Annotated in this window: 14 protein-coding genes; 6 read left to right on the top strand and 8 right to left on the bottom strand. The window is 77.1% G+C overall.

The genetic code is table 11. The features are described from left to right. Window positions 1-27 precede the first annotated feature (27 nt). From CHC04_RS18190 to CHC04_RS18180, 3 genes are read right to left on the bottom strand one after another with little or no spacing between them, the layout of a single operon-like run. A complete protein-coding gene (locus tag CHC04_RS18190) occupies window positions 28-726 on the bottom strand; it encodes an alpha/beta hydrolase (protein ID WP_089405368.1) in 699 nt (232 codons plus the stop codon). After that, the gene (locus CHC04_RS18185; RefSeq protein WP_089405367.1) at window positions 723-929 is read right to left on the bottom strand and encodes a hypothetical protein; all 207 of its coding nucleotides are present in this window, start codon (window positions 927-929) and stop codon (window positions 723-725) included. Before CHC04_RS18185 ends, CHC04_RS18190 begins: the two co-directional genes overlap by 4 nt. 40 nt (window positions 930-969) lie before the next feature. After that, entirely contained in the window at window positions 970-1989 is a 1020-nt protein-coding gene (locus tag CHC04_RS18180) for an NADP-dependent oxidoreductase (RefSeq protein WP_089405366.1), read from the bottom strand. A gap of 151 nt (window positions 1990-2140) precedes the next feature. Between CHC04_RS18180 and CHC04_RS18175 the strand changes: the two genes are divergently transcribed. From CHC04_RS18175 to CHC04_RS18165, 3 genes are all read left to right on the top strand, one after another. Continuing rightward, window positions 2141-3055: a haloalkane dehalogenase gene (locus tag CHC04_RS18175; RefSeq protein WP_089405365.1), complete on the top strand. Its 915-nt coding sequence runs from the start codon at window positions 2141-2143 to the stop codon at window positions 3053-3055. A 26-nt stretch (window positions 3056-3081) separates the two neighbouring features. Continuing rightward, on the top strand, window positions 3082-4212 hold the full coding sequence (locus CHC04_RS18170) for a class I SAM-dependent methyltransferase (protein ID WP_245817428.1): 1131 nt from the start codon (window positions 3082-3084) through the stop codon (window positions 4210-4212). 70 nt (window positions 4213-4282) lie between these two features. After that, complete coding sequence (locus tag CHC04_RS18165; protein WP_089405364.1) at window positions 4283-5365, top strand: class I SAM-dependent methyltransferase; 1083 nt, start codon at window positions 4283-4285, stop codon at window positions 5363-5365. A 111-nt stretch (window positions 5366-5476) separates the two neighbouring features. Here the strand turns inward: CHC04_RS18165 and CHC04_RS18160 are convergent, their stop codons facing one another. The 5 genes from CHC04_RS18160 to uraD form a co-directional block, all read right to left on the bottom strand. After that, entirely contained in the window at window positions 5477-5971 is a 495-nt protein-coding gene (locus tag CHC04_RS18160; RefSeq protein ID WP_089405363.1) for a phosphoribosyltransferase, read from the bottom strand. Between the two features lie 156 nt (window positions 5972-6127). After that, window positions 6128-6637 carry an AbrB/MazE/SpoVT family DNA-binding domain-containing protein gene (locus CHC04_RS18155; RefSeq protein ID WP_089405362.1) on the bottom strand — a complete coding sequence of 170 codons (510 nt, stop codon included), beginning with the start codon at window positions 6635-6637 and terminating at the stop codon, window positions 6128-6130. Between the two features lie 48 nt (window positions 6638-6685). Continuing rightward, window positions 6686-7591: a factor-independent urate hydroxylase gene (gene pucL / locus CHC04_RS18150; RefSeq protein ID WP_089405361.1), complete on the bottom strand. Its 906-nt coding sequence runs from the start codon at window positions 7589-7591 to the stop codon at window positions 6686-6688. A gap of 48 nt (window positions 7592-7639) precedes the next feature. Continuing rightward, a complete protein-coding gene (gene uraH, locus CHC04_RS18145) occupies window positions 7640-7957 on the bottom strand; it encodes a hydroxyisourate hydrolase (protein ID WP_089405360.1) in 318 nt (105 codons plus the stop codon). A 73-nt stretch (window positions 7958-8030) separates the two neighbouring features. Beyond that, window positions 8031-8528 carry a 2-oxo-4-hydroxy-4-carboxy-5-ureidoimidazoline decarboxylase gene (gene uraD / locus CHC04_RS18140; RefSeq protein WP_089405359.1) on the bottom strand — a complete coding sequence of 166 codons (498 nt, stop codon included), beginning with the start codon at window positions 8526-8528 and terminating at the stop codon, window positions 8031-8033. Window positions 8529-8588: 60 nt separating this feature from the next. Here uraD and aceB point away from each other — a divergent pair, with 60 nt between their 5' ends. From aceB to CHC04_RS18125, 3 genes are read left to right on the top strand one after another with little or no spacing between them, the layout of a single operon-like run. Further along, complete coding sequence (gene aceB / locus CHC04_RS18135) at window positions 8589-10145, top strand: malate synthase A (RefSeq protein WP_245817426.1); 1557 nt, start codon at window positions 8589-8591, stop codon at window positions 10143-10145. Continuing rightward, window positions 10145-11389 (top strand): DUF6986 family protein, encoded by a 1245-nt coding sequence (locus tag CHC04_RS18130; RefSeq protein WP_089405357.1) that lies wholly within the window; start codon window positions 10145-10147, stop codon window positions 11387-11389. Before aceB ends, CHC04_RS18130 begins: the two co-directional genes overlap by 1 nt. Before the next feature lie 20 nt (window positions 11390-11409). Further along, window positions 11410-16476 (top strand): SpoIIE family protein phosphatase, encoded by a 5067-nt coding sequence (locus tag CHC04_RS18125; protein WP_089405356.1) that lies wholly within the window; start codon window positions 11410-11412, stop codon window positions 16474-16476. The last annotated feature ends 91 nt before the right edge of the window (window positions 16477-16567 follow it).

The raw sequence follows: 16567 nt of genomic DNA, 5'->3' as shown, positions 1-16567 counted from the left end.
CGCCGCCCCTACCCGGACGGCGGCGTCTCACAACGGGACGGCCAGGCCCCCGGGCGGCGGGGCGTCGAGCGCCGCCAGCACGTCCGCGCGCCAGGGTGCGAGGCCGGACCCGGCGAGCACGACGTCGCGGACCAGCCCGTGCCAGGCGCCGACCCGGCGCAGCATGCCGTGGCCGCCGGGCAGCGTGAACCGGGCGACCCGCGCGCCGGCGCGGTGCGCGCGCCCCGCGAAGTCCTCCGACAGCCGGGCGGGCACCCAGCGGTCGCCGCGGCCGTGGGCGAGGACGACGGTGCGCCCGCGCAGGTGGCCGACCGGCTCACCCGGCGGCGTCCACGGCGCCAGGCCGCAGACGGCGGCCACCGAGCGGTCGTCCCCGGCGCGCAGCACCGCCCGGCCGCCCATCGAGTGCCCGACCAGCACCACCGGGACGTCGCCGTGCCGCTCGCGGACCCGGTCCAGCGCCCACCGGACGTCGGCGTGGGCGTCGGCGGCCGGCCCGTTCCACCCGGCCACGCGGTAGCGGACCAGGTAGGTCTCCACCCCGCGGCCGGCCGCGGCCGCCACCACCGACTCCTGGATCGCCCGCATGCGCACCAGCGACAGCGCCCGCTCCCGCGGCGGCTCGACGCTGGCCACGGTGCCGCCGTGCGCGAAGACGGCGACCGCGCGGGTGGGCGCGGTCGCGGGGGTGTGGTCGAGGGCGGGGACCCGTTCGGCGGTGGTCACCGGCGCCGTCGGCCGCCTCCGCGCAGCCGGGTGCGGGCCCGGTCGCCGAGGTCACCGGCCTGCAGCAGCGCGCGGCTGACCCGGGTCGGGCCCCCGCGCCGCTCCAGCGCCCGGCCGGCCCGGCGCAGCAGCCCGGTGGCCAGCGGCACGAGCACGGTCACGATCAGCCAGACCCGCAGCCGGCGGGTGAGGAACAGCCACATGCCTGCGCCCTTCCCGCGCCCGTGGGCCCGCAACCGCCGGTCAGTCGGGGTCCGGTGCGAGCCGGACCACCATCTTCCCGGTGTTGGCCCCCTTCAGGAGGTCGAGGAAGGCGGGCACGGCGTTGTCGAGGCCCTCGTACACGGTCTCGCGGACGACGAGGTCGCCGGAGCGGATCCAGCCCGACACCGTCTCGGTGAACTCGCGGTGCAGGTCGGTGTGGTCGCTGACGAGCAGGCCGGTGACCGCGAGCCGCTTGGAGATCATGAGCGAGCTGAAGTTCCTCGGCCCGGGCACCGTCTCGGTGGCGTTGTAGTTCGAGATCGAGCCGCAGATGACCGCCCGGCCGTGCACGTGCAGCGCGCCGAGCGCGGCGTCGAGGTGCTCGCCGCCGACGTTGTCGAAGAAGACGTCGACGCCGTCGGGGGCGGCCTGCGCGAGCAGGTCCCGGACCCGCCCGTCGTGGTAGTCGAAGGCGGCGGTGAAGCCGATCTCCCGCAGCCAGGCGACCTTCTCCGGGCTGCCGGCGCTGCCCACCACCGCGGAGGCGCCACGCAGGCGGGCGAACTGGCCGACCGCGCTGCCCACCGCCCCGGCCGCGCCGGAGACGAACACGGCGTCGCCCTCGCGGAAGGCGCCCACCCGGAACAGCCCGGCGTAGGCGGTCAGCCCCGGCATGCCGAGGACGCCCAGCGACCAGGTCAGCGGCAGGCCGGTGGCCGGCAGCTGCCGGACGTGCCGGGCGTCGAGGACGGCGACGTCGCGCCAGGCGGCGTCGGTGAGCACCAGCGCGCCCTCGGGGACGTCGGGGGAGCGGGACTCGACGACGCGGCCGACCGCGCCGCCCTTCATCACCTCGCCGACCTCCCAGGGCGCGGCGTAGGAGGGGCCCAGCCGCATCCGGCCGCGCATGTAGGGGTCGACCGACATCGCGACCATCCGCACGACCACCTGCCCCTCGGCGGGGTCGGGGTGCTCGACCTCCACCAGCCGGAAGTCCTCCGGGGTCGGCTCGCCGTGGGGGCGGGCGGCCAGGTGCCACTCGCGGGCGTGGATCGGCACGGGGGCGCTCCCTGCGTCGTCGGGACGGGGTCCGCGGCGATCCTCCCGCCGCCGTCCCGCGCGCAGCCCCCCGGGGGTCGGGCATAGGAAGCTCTACGCACGTCTCGCGCCGCTGGACGTGCGCAGAGCTTCCTATGCCTGGAGGGGCCGCATGGACGTCGTCCGCACGCCCGAGGAGCGCTTCGCCGCGCTGCCCGGCTTCCCGTACCCGCCCGCGTACGTCCCGGTCGACGCCGGCGACGGCACGTCGCTGCGGGTCGCGGTGGTCGACACCGGGCCGGCCGACGGCGAGGTCGTCGTGCTGCTGCACGGTGAGCCGTCCTGGTCGTTCCTGTGGCGGCACGTCATCGGCGAGCTCACCGCCGCCGGGCTGCGCGTGGTCGCCCCCGACCTGGTCGGCTTCGGCCGCTCCGACAAGCCCACCGACCCGGCCGCCTACAGCTACGCCGCGCACGTCGAGTGGGTGCGCCAGGCGCTGTTCGACGGCCTCGGGCTGACCGACGTCACGCTCGTCGGGCAGGACTGGGGCGGGCTGATCGGGCTGCGGCTGGTCGCCGAGCACCCCGACCGGTTCGCCCGGGTCGTCGTCGCCAACACCGGCCTGCCCACCGGGGACACCCCGATGAGCGAGGCGTTCCTCGCCTGGCAGCGGTTCGCCGCGACGGCGCAGGAGTTCCAGATCGGCCGCATCGTCGCCAACGGCACGGTCACCGCCCTGCCGCCGGAGGTCGTCGCCGCCTACGACGCGCCCTTCCCCGACGAGGAGTCCAAGGCCGGCGCGCGGGCCTTCCCCGCCCTCGTGCCGACGACGCCCGACGACCCCGCCGCGGCCGCCAACCGGGCCGCCTGGGAGGTCCTCGCCTGCTTCGACCGGCCCTTCCTCACCGCGTTCTCCGACTCCGACCCCATCACCGCCGGCGCCGACCGGGTGTTCCAGCAGGTCGTGCCCGGTGCGCGGGGGAGGGCGCACACCACGCTGGCCGGCGGTGGGCACTTCCTGCAGGAGGACGTGGGCGGCGAGCTCGGCCGGGTGGTGGCCGCCTTCGTCGCGGCCACGCCCCGGTGAGCCACGCCCCGGTGGACCGCGCCCCGGTGAGCCACGCCCCGGTGGACCGCGAGGAGGTCCTCGCCCGGCTGCGCCGCGACCCCGACGTCGAGGCGCCCGACCTGGTCGCCGTCGACGCCACCGACCGGCTGCTGCTCGACACCGCGGCCGGGGCGCTGGCCGGCCCGGGCCGGGTCGTGGTCGTCGACGACTCCCACGGGGCGCTCACCCTGGGCGCGCTCGCGTCCGGCGCCACCGACGTCCGGGTGCACCAGGACCTGCTGGTCAGTGAGCAGGCGCTGGCCCGCAACGCCGAGCGCACCGGCCTGACCGGCCGCTACCGCTCGCTGCCGCTGACGGCGGAGCTCCTCGACGGCGCGACGCTGGTCCTCGCCCAGGCGCCCAAGGCCCTCGACGCGCTGCGCGAGCTCACCGAGCTGGCCGCCGCCGCGGCCGCACCCGACGTCGTCGTGCTCGTCGGCGGCCGGGTCAAGCACATGACGCTCGGCATGAACGACGTGCTGCGCACCGGGTTCACCGACGTCTCGGCGACGCTGGCCCGGCAGAAGTCCCGCGTGCTCGTCGCCCGCGACCCCCGTCCCGGGGTCGCGCCGAGCTTCCCCCGCTGCCGGCGCGACGACGCGCTCGACCTCGACGTGTGCGCCCACGGCGCCGCCTTCGCCGGCACCCGCGTCGACGACGGCACCCGGCTGCTGGCGACCGCGCTGGCCGGCGCCGCCCCCGGCGCGCGGGCGGCGGTCGACCTCGGCTGCGGCACCGGCGTGCTGGCCGCCGTCCTCGCCCGGTCCCGGCCGGAGCTCGCCGTCACCGCCACCGACCAGTCCGCCGCCGCGGTGGCCTCGGCCCGCGCGACGCTGGACCGCGCGGGGCTCGGCCGGGTGCGGGTCACCCGCGACGACGCCGCCGCCGGCCTGCCCGACGCGAGCGCCGACCTCGTCGTCTGCAACCCGCCGTTCCACCTCGGCGCCGCGGTCGTCACCGCCGCGGCCGACCGGCTCTTCGCCGCGGCCGCGCGGGTGCTGCGCCCCGGCGGGGAGCTGTGGGCGGTCTGGAACAACCGGCTGCCGCACCGGGCGGCGCTGCGGCGCCTGGTCGGGCCCACGCGGGCGGCCGCGCACGACCGCCGGTTCACCGTGAGCGTGTCCACCCGCCGCTGACCGGCCCGGACCGCCGGGCGGGGAGGACGGCCCTTCCCTCGCCGGCCCGGCCGGGCCACTGTGCAGGGGCATGACGACGTCCCTCCCCGGGCCCGAGGCGCTGTCCGAGCGGCTCGTCGCGTCCGTGACCGGCACCTTCGAGGTGGCCGCGGTCGAGCTCGGCCGCCGGCTGGGCTGGTACCGCGCGCTCGACGGCGCGCCGGCGACCGCCGCGCGGCTCGCCGAGCGCACCGGCACCGACCCCCGCTACGCGCGCGAGTGGCTCGAGCAGCAGGCGGTCGCGGGCTACCTCACCGTCGACGACCCGGCCGCCGCGCCCGAGCAGCGCTGCTACACGCTGCCGCCGGGGTACCGGGCGGTGCTGGTCGACGAGCTCGACCCGCTGTACACCGCCCCGCTGGCCTGGGCGGCGATGGCCTTCGTCCGCAACGTGCCGCGGCTGGCGGAGGTCTACCGGGAGGGCTCGGGGCTGGGCTGGGCGGAGATGGGGCCCGACGCCCGGGAGGCGCAGGCGGCGGCCAACCGGCCGTTCTTCGCCGGGCCGCTGGGTGCGGAGGTGCTGCCCGCGCTGCCCGACGTGCACGCCGCGCTGCAGGGCGGCGGCCGCGTCGCCGACGTCGGGTGCGGGCTGGGCTGGTCCTCCATCGGCATCGCGACCGCCTACCCGGCCGCGCGCGTGGACGGCTTCGACGTCGACGCGCCGTCGGTGGAGCGGGCCCGCGCCGCCGCCGCCGACGCCGGCGTGGCCGACCGGGTGTCCTTCACGGTCGCCGACGTCGCCGGGCTGCGGGACCGGGCCGGCGGCTACGACCTGGTCACGGCGTTCGAGTGCGTGCACGACCTGGCCGACCCGGTGGGGGTGCTCTCGGCCGTGCGCGGGCTGGTCGCACCCGGCGGCACGGTGCTGGTGGCCGACGAGCGGGTCGCCGAGGCCTTCACCGCGCCGGGCTCCGACGTCGACCGGCTGATGTACGGCTACAGCCTGACCTGCTGCCTGCCCGACGGGCTGTCGACGCGGCCCTCGGCCGGCACCGGGACGGTCATGCGGCCGGACACGCTGGCCCGCTACGCCCGGGACGCCGGCTTCGCGGGTGTCGACGTGCTGCCCGTGGACCACGACTTCTTCCGCTTCTACCGGCTCCGGCCGGAGTGATGCGGGCGCGGCGTCGGGACAGTCGGCGACCGCCGACAGGACCCGGGTCCCGGCCTCCTCGCAGGGGCCCGCCGCGAGCCTGCGAGCGGCGGGGGGCGAGGGGGTCCTTCCTCAGTGCGGGGGGCGGTTGCTGCGCCTGCGCACCGGCGGCTCCGACGACCAGGGGAAGTCGATCCAGGCGTCGGTGCGGCGCCAGACGTAGTCGCACGTCACCAGCGACCGGGGCTTCTCGTAGACGACCGCCGTCCGCACCGCGGCGACGTAGCCGGCGCAGAAGTCGCGGACCAGCTCGAGGGTCTTGCCGGTGTCGGCGACGTCGTCGGCGACGAGCACGTTGGCGCCGGTGATGTCGACCTGGTCCAGCGTCGGCGGCAGCACCACCGGCAGGTCCAGCCGCTCGTCGACGCCGGTGTAGAACTCGACGTTCATCACGAACGTGTTCTTCACGTCGAGGGCGTAGCCCAGCGCGCCGCCGAGGAACAGCCCGCCGCGGGCGATGGACAGGATCAGGTCGGGCTCGAAGCCGCCGTCGACGACCTGCCGGGCCAGGTCCCGGGCGGCGGTGCCGAACTGCTCGTAGGTCAGGACCTCGCGCTCGTCGGGCACGCCGCCGATCGTGCCAGGAGCGCTGACCCGGATCCCGCCCGGGCCACCTACCGGATCAGCCGGACCCGCAGCGGGAGGTCCAGCTCCGCCCAGGCGCGGTCGGCGGTCAGCACCTCGGCCGCGTCGTACCGCAGGACCAGCGCGAGGCAGCAACGGTCACCGGGTGCCAGCGCCCGTCCGCCGGGTGCTCCGCAGCGCCCCGGCCAGCTCGGCGTCCGCCGCGCTCAGGGTCTCGGTGGTGACACCGGCCGACAGCAGGAGAGGCCGCAGCCGCGAGACCGCTGCACCGGCGTCGACCAGCTTCCCGACGACCTCCCGCCAGGTCGGCCGTTCCCAGGACCTCGCCGCCGAGGCCCTCGGCGACCACGTCCGCCCCCGGTTCGTCGTGGAGCAGGGCCAGGACCGCCGCGGCGTCGAGGACGACCACTCCGTGCGCGCCTCGGCCCGCCGCTCGGCCGGCAGCTCCTCGACGAGCGACCGGTCACGGGGCACCCCGGCTGCCAGGCCGCGCAGCTCCGAGACCGCGTCCCCGGGTCGTTCGAGCACCAGCCGGCCGCCCTCGGTCCGCAGGCGCAGCCGTTGCCCCGGTACGAGCCCGAGCGCGGCACGCACCTCGGCCGGGATCGCGAGACGTCCCCGCCGCCCGGGCACCACCGTGGCATCCACGTCCGGGCCGTGCCACGACCGATCCTGACGTGTCACGTCCTGTACCCGTCAGCAGAAGCCCGGCGTCCCCAGCCACGCGACCTCGGCGGCCGGGACGTCGTCGCGCAGCACCGTGCCCTCGATGAGCCCGTAGGGACGGTCGTCGGCGTGGTAGACGAGCGTGTCGTCCTCGCCAGGGGTGTTCGACAGCCCGTAGGCCGACAGGTCCTGGAGGAAGTGGTGCCGGTTGGGCATCGACATCCGGACCTCGGCGACGTCGGGGAACCGCTGCAGCACCGCCTCGCCCATCGCGTAGAGCGTCTGCTGCAGCGCCAGGGAGTGGGTGGCCGCGAAGGTCTCCAGCAGCACGGTGCGGACCCCGGCGAACAGCCCGTCCCAGTCCAGGTCGGCCGCGGTGTAGCGCCAGCGGGCGGTCACCGCGGTGGCCAGCACGCGGTCCCGGGTCTCGGCCAGCGTCGTGTACCGGTCGCGCGGGAAGCCCCAGAACTCCGAGCCGGTGGTCTTGAGGACGACGAGGTCGGACAGCCCGGCCAGCACGTGCGCGTCGGCGCCGTCCACCGTGACCACCGCCGTCCGCACCTCGCCGCCGGGCCGGCGGAAGGCGTGCCCGTGCGGCTGCCCCCCGACGGCGATCCGCTCCCAGCCGTGGGACTCCACCGCCACCCGGGCGCCGGTGATCCAGTCGTAGGAGCCGGCCAGGTGGCGGGCCAGCCGCAGGCCGAACGCCTCCGGCGAGCCGACGCCGTCGCGGGCGAAGGCGAAGACGGTGTTCTTCTGCGCGTCGGTGGTCAGCACGTGCGCGTTGTCCCCGGCGGTGTGCGCGGCGGTGAAGTCCCCGCGCAGGGCGGTGCTCACGTTCAGGTCGACCAGGTCGTGGCGGGGGCCGCTGCGGTCGACCGCGACGACGCGGACCTCCGCCTTCCCGTACTGGTTCGGTCCGAGCACGATCGCCATGCCGCCAGCCTGCCGCACCGGCGCGGTTGCACGTGGAACGTCGGGCGGTCAGGACCCGCGGTAGGTCGAGTAGGCGAACGGCGAGAGCAGCAGTGGCACGTGGTGGTGGGCGGCGGGCTCGGTGACGGCGAAGGTCAGCGTCACCTCCGGCCAGAACGCCGCGACGCCGCGGACCTCGAACCACGGGCCCGTGGCGAACACCAGCCGGTGCGGACCGGCCACCGTCGCCTCCTCGGTGAGCCGGCAGCGGCCGTCGTCGTCGGTGATCCCGACGGCGAGCAGCTCGTCGCCCGCGTGCAGCTGGACGGCGACGCCGGCGGCCGGCCGCCCGGCGACGGCGTCGAGCACGTGCGTGGAGACGCTCACGCGTCCTCCTCGCTGGCGCTCGTCGGTCGCGTTCGCGGCGCTGCCCTGCCCCTGCGTGAGCTCGCGAGCTCGCTCACGAGACCAGCTCCCGCACCCGCAGCTCGGTGATCTGCGCGAGCTGCTCGACCACCTCGGCGCGCTCGGCGTCGGGGTCGTTGCCCAGCCGGCGGCGCAGCTCGGCGAGCATCTCCTGCGGGGACCGGCCCGCGGCCCGGACCAGGTAGACGTGCCCGAACCGCTCCTCGTAGGCGCGGTTGCCCTCGACGATCGCGGCGCGGGTGTCCTCGTCGGCCCCGCCCATCGAGCCCTGCTCGCGGCGGGAGGCCCGCGCCTCGGCCGAGGAGCCCTCCACCCGGTCGCCGATCCGCGGGTGCGCGGCCAGCGCGAGCGCGACCTCGTCCCACGGCAGCCCGCGGGCCACCTCCCCGGCCCGGCGGACCAGCGTGTCCACGTCGGGGAAGGGCCGGCCGGCCACGAGCTCGGCGGCGAGGCGCGGCGCGGCGTTGCAGCCGCGCAGCGCCTCCACGGCGGCGTCGGCGGGCTCGTCGTTGAACTCGTCGAGGCGGGACACGGTGACAGGATGGCAGCCCATCCGGGCCGGCGAAGGGGACCAGCGGTGAGGGACGTACGCGTGGAGGGCCCGGACGTCGAGCGGTCCGCGGAGGTGCTCACCCCGGAGGCGCTGGAGTTCGTCGCCGACCTGCAGCGGCGCTTCGGCCCGCAGCGCGACGCCCTGCTCGCCGCCCGTGCCACCCGCCGCGCCGAGATCGCCGCCGCCCGGTGGCTGGACTTCCGCCCCGAGACCGCCGGGATCCGCGACGGCGACTGGCAGGTTCCCCCGCCCCCGCCCGGGTTGGTCGACCGCCGGGTGGAGATCACCGGACCGACCGAGCCGAAGATGGCCGTCAACGCGCTCAACTGCGGTGCCGACGTGTGGCTGGCCGACCTCGAGGACGCCAACACCCCGCACTGGCGCAACGTCCTCACCGGGCAGGTCGTGCTCCGCGACGCCGTCCGCCGGCAGCTGGCGTCCACCACCCCCGAGGGCCGGGAGTACCGGCTCCGGGAGGACGGCGACCTGCCCACGATCGTCCCCCGCCCGCGCGGCTGGCACCTGCCCGAGCGGCACCTGCTCGTCGACGGCGAGCCCGCGGTGGGCGCGCTGGTCGACGCCGGGCTGTACCTGTTCCACAACGCCGCCGAGCAGCTGTCCCGCGGCAGCGGCCCGTACCTCTACCTGCCGAAGCTGGAGGGCCACCTCGAGGCCGGGCTGTGGCGGCTCGTGTTCGACGCCGCGGAGCAGGCGCTCGGGATCCCCGAGGGGTCGATCCGCGCCACCGTGCTGATCGAGACCATCCCGGCGGCGTTCGAGATGGAGGAGGTGCTGCACGCGCTGGGCAGCCACGCCACTGGCCTCAACGCCGGGCGCTGGGACTACCTGTTCAGCGTCATCAAGGTCTTCCGCGAGGCCGGCCCCGGGTTCGTGCTGCCCGACCGCGCCGCGGTGACGATGACCGCGCCGATGATGCGGGCCTACACCGACCAGCTGGTCGCCGTCTGCCACCGCCGCGGCGCCATGGCGATCGGCGGCATGGCCGCGGCCATCCCCAGCCGCACGGACGCCGGGGCCAACGAGCGCGCACTGGCGAAGGTGCGCGAGGACAAGACCCGCGAGGCCGGGGACGGGTTCGACGGGTCCTGGGTGGCCCACCCCGACCTGGTGCCGGTCTGCCGGGAGGCCTTCGACGCCGTCCTCGGGGACCGGCCCAACCAGCTCGACCGGCAGCGCCCCGAGGTGGCGGTCACCGCCGGGCAGCTGCTCGACGTCGCCGGCGTCCCCGGCGGGCGGACCCTCGTCGGGCTGCGGGCCAACGTCGAGGTGGCGATCCGCTACCTGGCCGCGTGGCTCGGCGGCAACGGCGCCGTCGGCATCCACGGGCTCATGGAGGACGCCGCCACCGCCGAGATCAGCCGCTCGCAGGTGTGGCAGTGGGTGCACGCCGGCGTCGTGCTCGACACCGGCGAGGCGGTGACGGAGGAGCTGGTGCGCCGCGTCGTCGCCGAGGAGGTCGCCGGCATCGGCGAGCTGCCGCGCCTCGACGACGCCCGGAGGCTGTTCGAGCAGGTCGCCCTGGCGGAGGACTTCCCCGACTTCCTCACGCTGCCCGCCTACGAGCTGATCTCCTAGTGCTCGGCGACGGGATCTACGCCGAGCTCGACCGGCGGCTCGCCCCGGTCGACGCGGCCCGGGCCGCCGCCTACCCCGGCGAGCGGCCGGGCCGGCAGCCGGTGCACACCTGCTACGTCCCGGCCGACGCCGTCGTCCCGGACCTGGCCGCCGCCTGGGGCGCGGCGGCGCTGGCCGCGCTCGACCAGCACGGCCTGCCCGACCTCGGGTACGACGCCGGCCTGCTCGACGGGGTGCTGCCGCGCGTGCGCGCCAAGCTCGCCGCCGAGCCGGTCGAGGACCTGCGGGTCGACGCCGAGGACGGCTACCGCGGCCGGCCCGACGCCGAGGACGGCGACGTCGTGCGCGCGGCGGAGGCGGTGGCCGCCGACCTCGGCGCCGGCAGTGCCCCGCCGTCCGTGGGCATCCGGGCGAAGTCGCTGGAGGGCCCCACCCGCCGCCGCGGCGTCCGCTCCCTCGACCTCTTCCTCGGTGCCCTGGGAGCCGATATCGCGACAAAGGCACCCCTCCGGGCCACGGTCACCCTCCCCAAGGTCACCGCCGTCGAGCAGGTGCGCGCCTTCCTCCCCGTGCTCGACGCGCTGGAGGCCGCGCACGGCGTCGCGCTCGACCTCGAGCTGCAGGTGGAGACCCCGCAGGCGGTCCTCGGCGGCGACGGTGCGGTGACCCTGGCCCGCATGGTGCACGCGGCCGGCCCGCGGCTGACCGGCCTGCACCACGGCACCTACGACTACAGCGCCGCCCTGGGCATCGCCGCGGCGCACCAGTCCTCCGACCACCCCGCGCTCGACCTCGCCAAGCAGCTCATGCAGGTGGCCGTCGCGGGCACCGGCGCCCGGGCGGTCGACGGCTCCACCAACGTCCTCCCGGTCGGCCTGCGCGAGCAGGTGCACGCCGGCTGGCGGGTGCACGCGGGACTGGTCCGCCGGGCGCTCGAGCGCGGCCTCTACCAGGGCTGGGACCTGCACCCGGCGCAGCTGGTCACTCGCTACCTGGCCACCTACGCCTTCTTCCGCGGCGCCTTCCCGGCGGCCGCGGCGCGGCTGTCCGCCTACGTCGAGCGGGCCGACGCCGGGGTCCTCGACGAGCCGGCCACCGCGCGTGCCCTGGCCGGCGTGGTGCTGCGCGGACTGGACTGCGGCGCGCTCGACGACGCCGAGGTCACCACCGCGGCCGGACTCGACCGGGTGACCCTCGACGCGCTCGCCGGGCGCAGCGGGGCGGCCTCCACCGGGAGCGCCTAGGCTGCGGGCGTGGTGGCGCGGTGACACGGGACGCGCCCGGCTCCCTCTTCACCGGTGGCGGTGAGGTCGGCCGGGAGATGGCCGCCCGGGACTGGGGCAGCACACCCGTCGGCCCCCCGGAGCGGTGGCCGGCCGCGCTGCGCAACCTGGTCCGGATCGTCCTGACCTCGCGCTTCTCCATGTGGGCCGCCTACGGTCCGGAGCTGACCGCCTTCTACAACGACGCCTACCAGCGCGACACGCTGCAGGGCAAGCACCCGTGGGCCCTGGGCCGGCCGGCCCGGGAGATGTGGTCGGAGATCTGGGACGACATCGGCCCGCGGATCGAGTCGGTGCTCGCGACCGGCGTGGCCACCTGGGACGAGGACCTGCTGTTGTTCCTCGAGCGCAGCGGCTACCCGGAGGAGACCTACCACACCTTCTCCTACAGCCCGGTCGCCGACGACGGCGGCCGCACCGCCGGGATGCTCTGCGTCGTCACCGAGAACACCCGGCGGGTCCTCGCCGACCGCCGCCTGCGCGCGCTGCACGACCTCGGCGAGCTGTCCACCGCGTCCGTGGGCAGTGAGGCCGACGCCTGCCGAGCCGTCGTCGACGTCCTCGCCCGGCACCGCGCGGAGGTGCCCGTCGCCCTCGCCGTCCTGCGCACCGCCGAGGGCGCCCTCGAGTCGGCCGGGGCGTGCGGGCTGAGCGACCCCGCCGTCCTGCTGGGCGGGCCCCTCCGGGAGGTCGTCGAGCGGGTGGCCGCCGGCGGCCCCGCCGAGGTGGTCACGGGGTTGCGGGCGCACGCCGCGGGCACGCTGCTGCCCTCGCCGGTCGGCGACGCCCGGCCCGACCAGGCCGTCGTCCTCCCGATCAGCACCGCTGCGGCCGAGGTCCCCACCGGCGTCCTCGTGCTGGGCGTCAACCCCTACCGGGCGTTCGACGCCGACTACCGGGGCTTCACCGACCTCGTCGCGGGGCACGTCTCGACCGCCGTCGGCGACGCCCAGGCCTACCTCGCCGAGCGGCGCCGCGCCGAGGCCCTCGCCGAGCTCGACCGCGCCAAGACCGACTTCTTCAGCAACGTCAGCCACGAGTTCCGGACCCCGCTGACACTGATCATGGGCCCGGTCGCGGAGCTGCGGTCCTCGACGGCGGCCGCCACCGACCCCCGGGTCGCGCAGGAGCTCGAGGTGGTCGAGCGCAACGCCCTGCGGCTGCAGAAGCTGGTCAACACCCTGCTCGACTTCTCCCGCCTGCAGGCCGGGCGCATCGACGCGCGGTTCGAGCCGGTCGACCTGTCCGCGGTCACCGGCGAGCTGGCCAGCGTGTTCCGCTCGGCGGTCGAGCGCGCCGGCCTCACGCTCACCGTCGACTGCCCGCCGCTGCCCGAGCCGGTGCACATCGACCGGGACATGTGGGAGAAGGTCGTCCTCAACCTGCTGTCCAACGCGCTGAAGTTCACCTTCACCGGCGGCATCACCGTCCGGCTGCGGGAGGCCGACGGCCGCGCCGTGCTCACCGTCGCCGACACCGGCACCGGCATCCCCGCCGCCGAGCTGCCGCGGCTGTTCGAGCGGTTCACCCGCGTCTCCGGCGCCCGCGCCCGTTCCGGCGAGGGCAGCGGCATCGGCCTGGCGATGGTCCGCGAGCTGGTCGGGCTGCACGGCGGCGACGTCGAGGTCGACAGCGCCCCCGACGTCGGCACCACCTTCACCGTCGCCCTGCCGCTGGGCTCCGCGCACCTGCCCGCCGACCGGCTCGCCCCTCCGGCGCCGGAGGCCCCGGCGGTCTCGGCCTCGGCGACCCCGTTCGTCGCCGAGGCGCTGCGCTGGCTGCCGGGGTCCGGCGAGCAGCCCCCACCCCCGGCGGCAGGGGCCCGCGCCGGCCGGGTCCTGGTCGCCGACGACAACGCCGACATGCGCGACTACGTCGGCCGCCTGCTGGCCCCGGCGCACGAGGTGCAGGCGGTCTCCGACGGCCGCGCGGCGCTCGAGGCGGCCCTGGCCGACCCGCCGGACCTCGTCGTCAGCGACGTGATGATGCCGGGCCTCGACGGCCTGCAGCTGCTCGGTGCGCTGCGGGCCGACGCGCGCACCTCCCGGGTCCCCGTCGTGCTGCTGTCGGCCCGGGCCGGTCAGGAGGCCGCCGTCGAGGGGCTGGCCGCCGGCGCCGACGACTACCTGGTCAAGCCGTTCTCGGCGCAGGAGCTGCTGGCCCGCGTCGACGCCCACCTGCAGCTGGGCCGCGCCCGCCGGGAGGCCGAGGAGCGGTTCACCGCCATGGCCGACCTCGCCCCGGCGCTCATCTGGGTCGCCGACGCCGAGGGCCGGCGACTGTTCCTCAACGCCGCCTGGACCGACTTCACCGGCCGGCCGGTCTCCGCCGAGCGCGGCGACGGCTGGCGCGAGGGGCTGCACCCGCAGGACCGCGAGCGCTACGTCGCCGCCGTCACCGAGGCGACCGCGCGCGGTGAGGGCTGGGAGGTCGAGTTCCGGCTGCGCCGGGCCGACGGCGCCTTCCACTGGCTGCTCGAGCGGGCCGTGCCGATCGGGGGCAGCGGCGGTCCGGGTGGCTGGGTGGGCAGCTGCACCGACATCAACGCCCGCTACCAGGAGACCGAGCGGCAGACCCTGCTCGCCGAGGTCGGCACGGCGCTCGACCGGGAGACCGACACCGACGCGCAGCTCGTCGCGCTGGCCCGGCTGGTGGTCGACCGGCGGCTGGCCGACTCCTGCACCGTCCGGGTGGTCGGCGAGGACGGCCGGCTGCGCTACGCCGGCTGGGCGGGAGTCGACGGCGGCAACCGCGACCTGCTGGCCGGCCTCGACGCCCACGGCGGGCTGGGCCTGACGGTGCTCACCAGCGGCAGGTCGGTGCTGCGCCCGCACCTGTCGCGCCCCGGTGACGGCGGCGTCCGGCTCGACCTGCGCTCGGCGCTGCTGGTCCCGCTGTCGGTGCGCGGGCAGGTCCGCGCGGTGCTGGCGCTGGGCCGCGGCGACGACGCCCCGCCGTTCCACGAGGACGACCGCGCCCTCGTCGAGGACATCGCCGCCCGCGCCGCCCTGGCGCTGGACAACGCGCTGCTGCTGGCCGACGAGCGCGCCACCGCCCGGCGGCTGCGGCTGCTGCAGCGGGCCACCGCCGAGCTCTCGGCGGCCACCACGCCCGAGGAGGTGGCCCGCGCCACCGCCGGTCACCTGGTCACCCTGGTCGGCGACGACTGCCGGGCCGGCGTCTACGAACTCGACGACACCGGCCGCGGGCTGCGCCTGCTGGCGCTCACCGGCGACGACCCCGAGGGTCGCCGCCACTTCGGGGAGCTGCCGCTGTCGGCGCCGCTGGCGGTGACCCGCGCCGTGGTCGAGCGGCGGCCGCTGTGGGTCGAGCGGCTGGCGGACTGGCCCGGTTCCGCCGGCGGCCTCGAGGATGGGCAGGCCGAGACGCTGTCGCGGTTCGGGCTGGCCTCCACCGTGGCGCTGCCGCTGCTGGTGGCCGGCCGCGTGGTGGGCGTCGTCGGCGCCGGGTTCCCGCACCCGCGCGCCTTCGGGCCGGCCGAGCGCAGCATGCTCCTGGCGATCGTCGAGCAGAGCGCCCAGGCCCTGGACCGGGCGCGCCTCTACCGCGCCGAGCAGGGCATCGCCCAGACGCTGCAGCTGAGCCTGCTGCCCCAGCGCCTGCCGCAGCTGGAGCGGCTCGCCCTGGCCGCCCAGTACCTGCCCGGCGCCGCGGGCACCTCCGCCGGGGGTGACTGGTACGACGTCGTCGAGCTCGGCGAGGGCCGGGTGGGGATCGCCGTCGGCGACGTCGTCGGCCAGGGGCCCTCCGCGGCCGCCGTCATGGGGCAGCTGCGCAGCGCGCTGTCGGCCGCGCTGCTGCAGGGCTGCCCGCCCGCGCAGGCGCTGGAGCTGCTGGACCGGTTCGCCACGCGGCTGCCCGGCGCGCTGGCCTCGACCGCGGCCTGCCTGGTGCTCGACTGGCGGGCAGGCACCGTGGACTACGCCCTGGCCGGGCACCCGCCGCCGATGCTGCTCGGCGAGGACGGCGTCACCTTCCTCGACGACGGCGCCGGCGCGGTGCTCGGCGTCCCCGGCCGGCCGGCCTACACCGAGAGCCGGACCGAGATCGCGCCCGGCACGACGCTGCTGCTCTACACCGACGGCCTGGTCGAGCGCCGCGGCGAGCCGCTGGACACCGGCCTGCAGCGGGTCGCCCGCGCCGCCGCGCGGCTGGCCTCGGCCGCTCCGGACCGGCTGACCCGCGACCTGCTGGCCGAGGTGCTCGACGACGACGCGCTGCCCGACGACGTCGCGGTGATCGCCGTCCGGGTGACGCCCCCGCCGCTGCACGAGCGGCTGCCGGCCGACCCGGCGCGGCTGCGCGGCGTCCGGCGGGCCGTCTCGGCGTGGGCGGCCGACGCGGGCCTGCCCGAGGACAGCGTCGACGACCTGCAGCTGGCCCTCGGCGAGGCGCTGGCCAACGCCGTCGAGCACGCCTACGCCGGCAGCGGCGGCGAGGGCCGCTGCGAGTACCGCCTGGAGCGGACCCCCGACGGCAGCGTCGACGTCTGCGTCCGCGACGAGGGCGTCTGGCGCCCGGTGCCGGCCGACCGGGGCCACCGCGGCCGGGGCCTGGAGCTGATCTCGGCGCTGGCCACCGACGTCGAGGTGGCCCGCACGCCCGACGGCGACGGCGTCGCCGGCTCCGGGACGACGGTGCGCTTCCGGTTCGTCCCCGCCGGACCGGGACCCGACGGCCCGCCGGTGCGCACGCGGACCGGCGCCACCGCCGGCGAGCCCGCGCGGCTGGCCGTGCACCGGGAGCCCGACGGGCTGCGGGTCGAGGTGCACGGTGAGGTCGACCTCGCCGTCGCGGGCGCGTTGCGGGCGCAGGCGCTGGGGGCGCTGGAGGACCTCCCGGCCGGGCAGCGGGTCGTGCTGGACCTGCGGCCGGTCACCTACCTGGCCAGCGCCGGTGTCGGGCTGGTGCTCGAGCTGCGCGACGCGGTCGCCGCCCGTCGGTCCGTGCTCGACGTCCGCACCCGCGAGGGCAGCGCCGCGGCGCGCGTCCTGGCGCTCGGCGGGGTCGTCGACCCGGCCGGCTGAGCGTCTCCGCGGCGGGCCGACCCCTCCCGGAGGGAGGAGGCCACGGGCACCCACCGAGCGGTGCCGGGGGTGCGTGGCCCACAATCGGAGG

It is taken from the genome of Geodermatophilus saharensis (assembly GCF_900188205.1).
Classification (GTDB): Bacteria; Actinomycetota; Actinomycetes; order Mycobacteriales; family Geodermatophilaceae; genus Geodermatophilus; species Geodermatophilus saharensis.
Note: the sequence above shows the minus strand (reverse complement) of the source record. Positions and strands in the feature narration are given on the sequence as shown.

Excerpts from the sequence above, each read along its gene's own strand:
- CHC04_RS18185 (WP_089405367.1), bottom strand. The coding sequence starts at position 929 with ATGTGGCTGTTCCTCACCCGCCGGCTGCGGGTCTGGCTGATCGTGACC.
- CHC04_RS18175 (WP_089405365.1), top strand. The coding sequence starts at position 2,141 with ATGGACGTCGTCCGCACGCCCGAGGAGCGCTTCGCCGCGCTGCCCGGC.
- CHC04_RS18165 (WP_089405364.1), top strand. The coding sequence starts at position 4,283 with ATGACGACGTCCCTCCCCGGGCCCGAGGCGCTGTCCGAGCGGCTCGTC.
- pucL (WP_089405361.1), bottom strand. The coding sequence starts at position 7,591 with ATGGCGATCGTGCTCGGACCGAACCAGTACGGGAAGGCGGAGGTCCGC.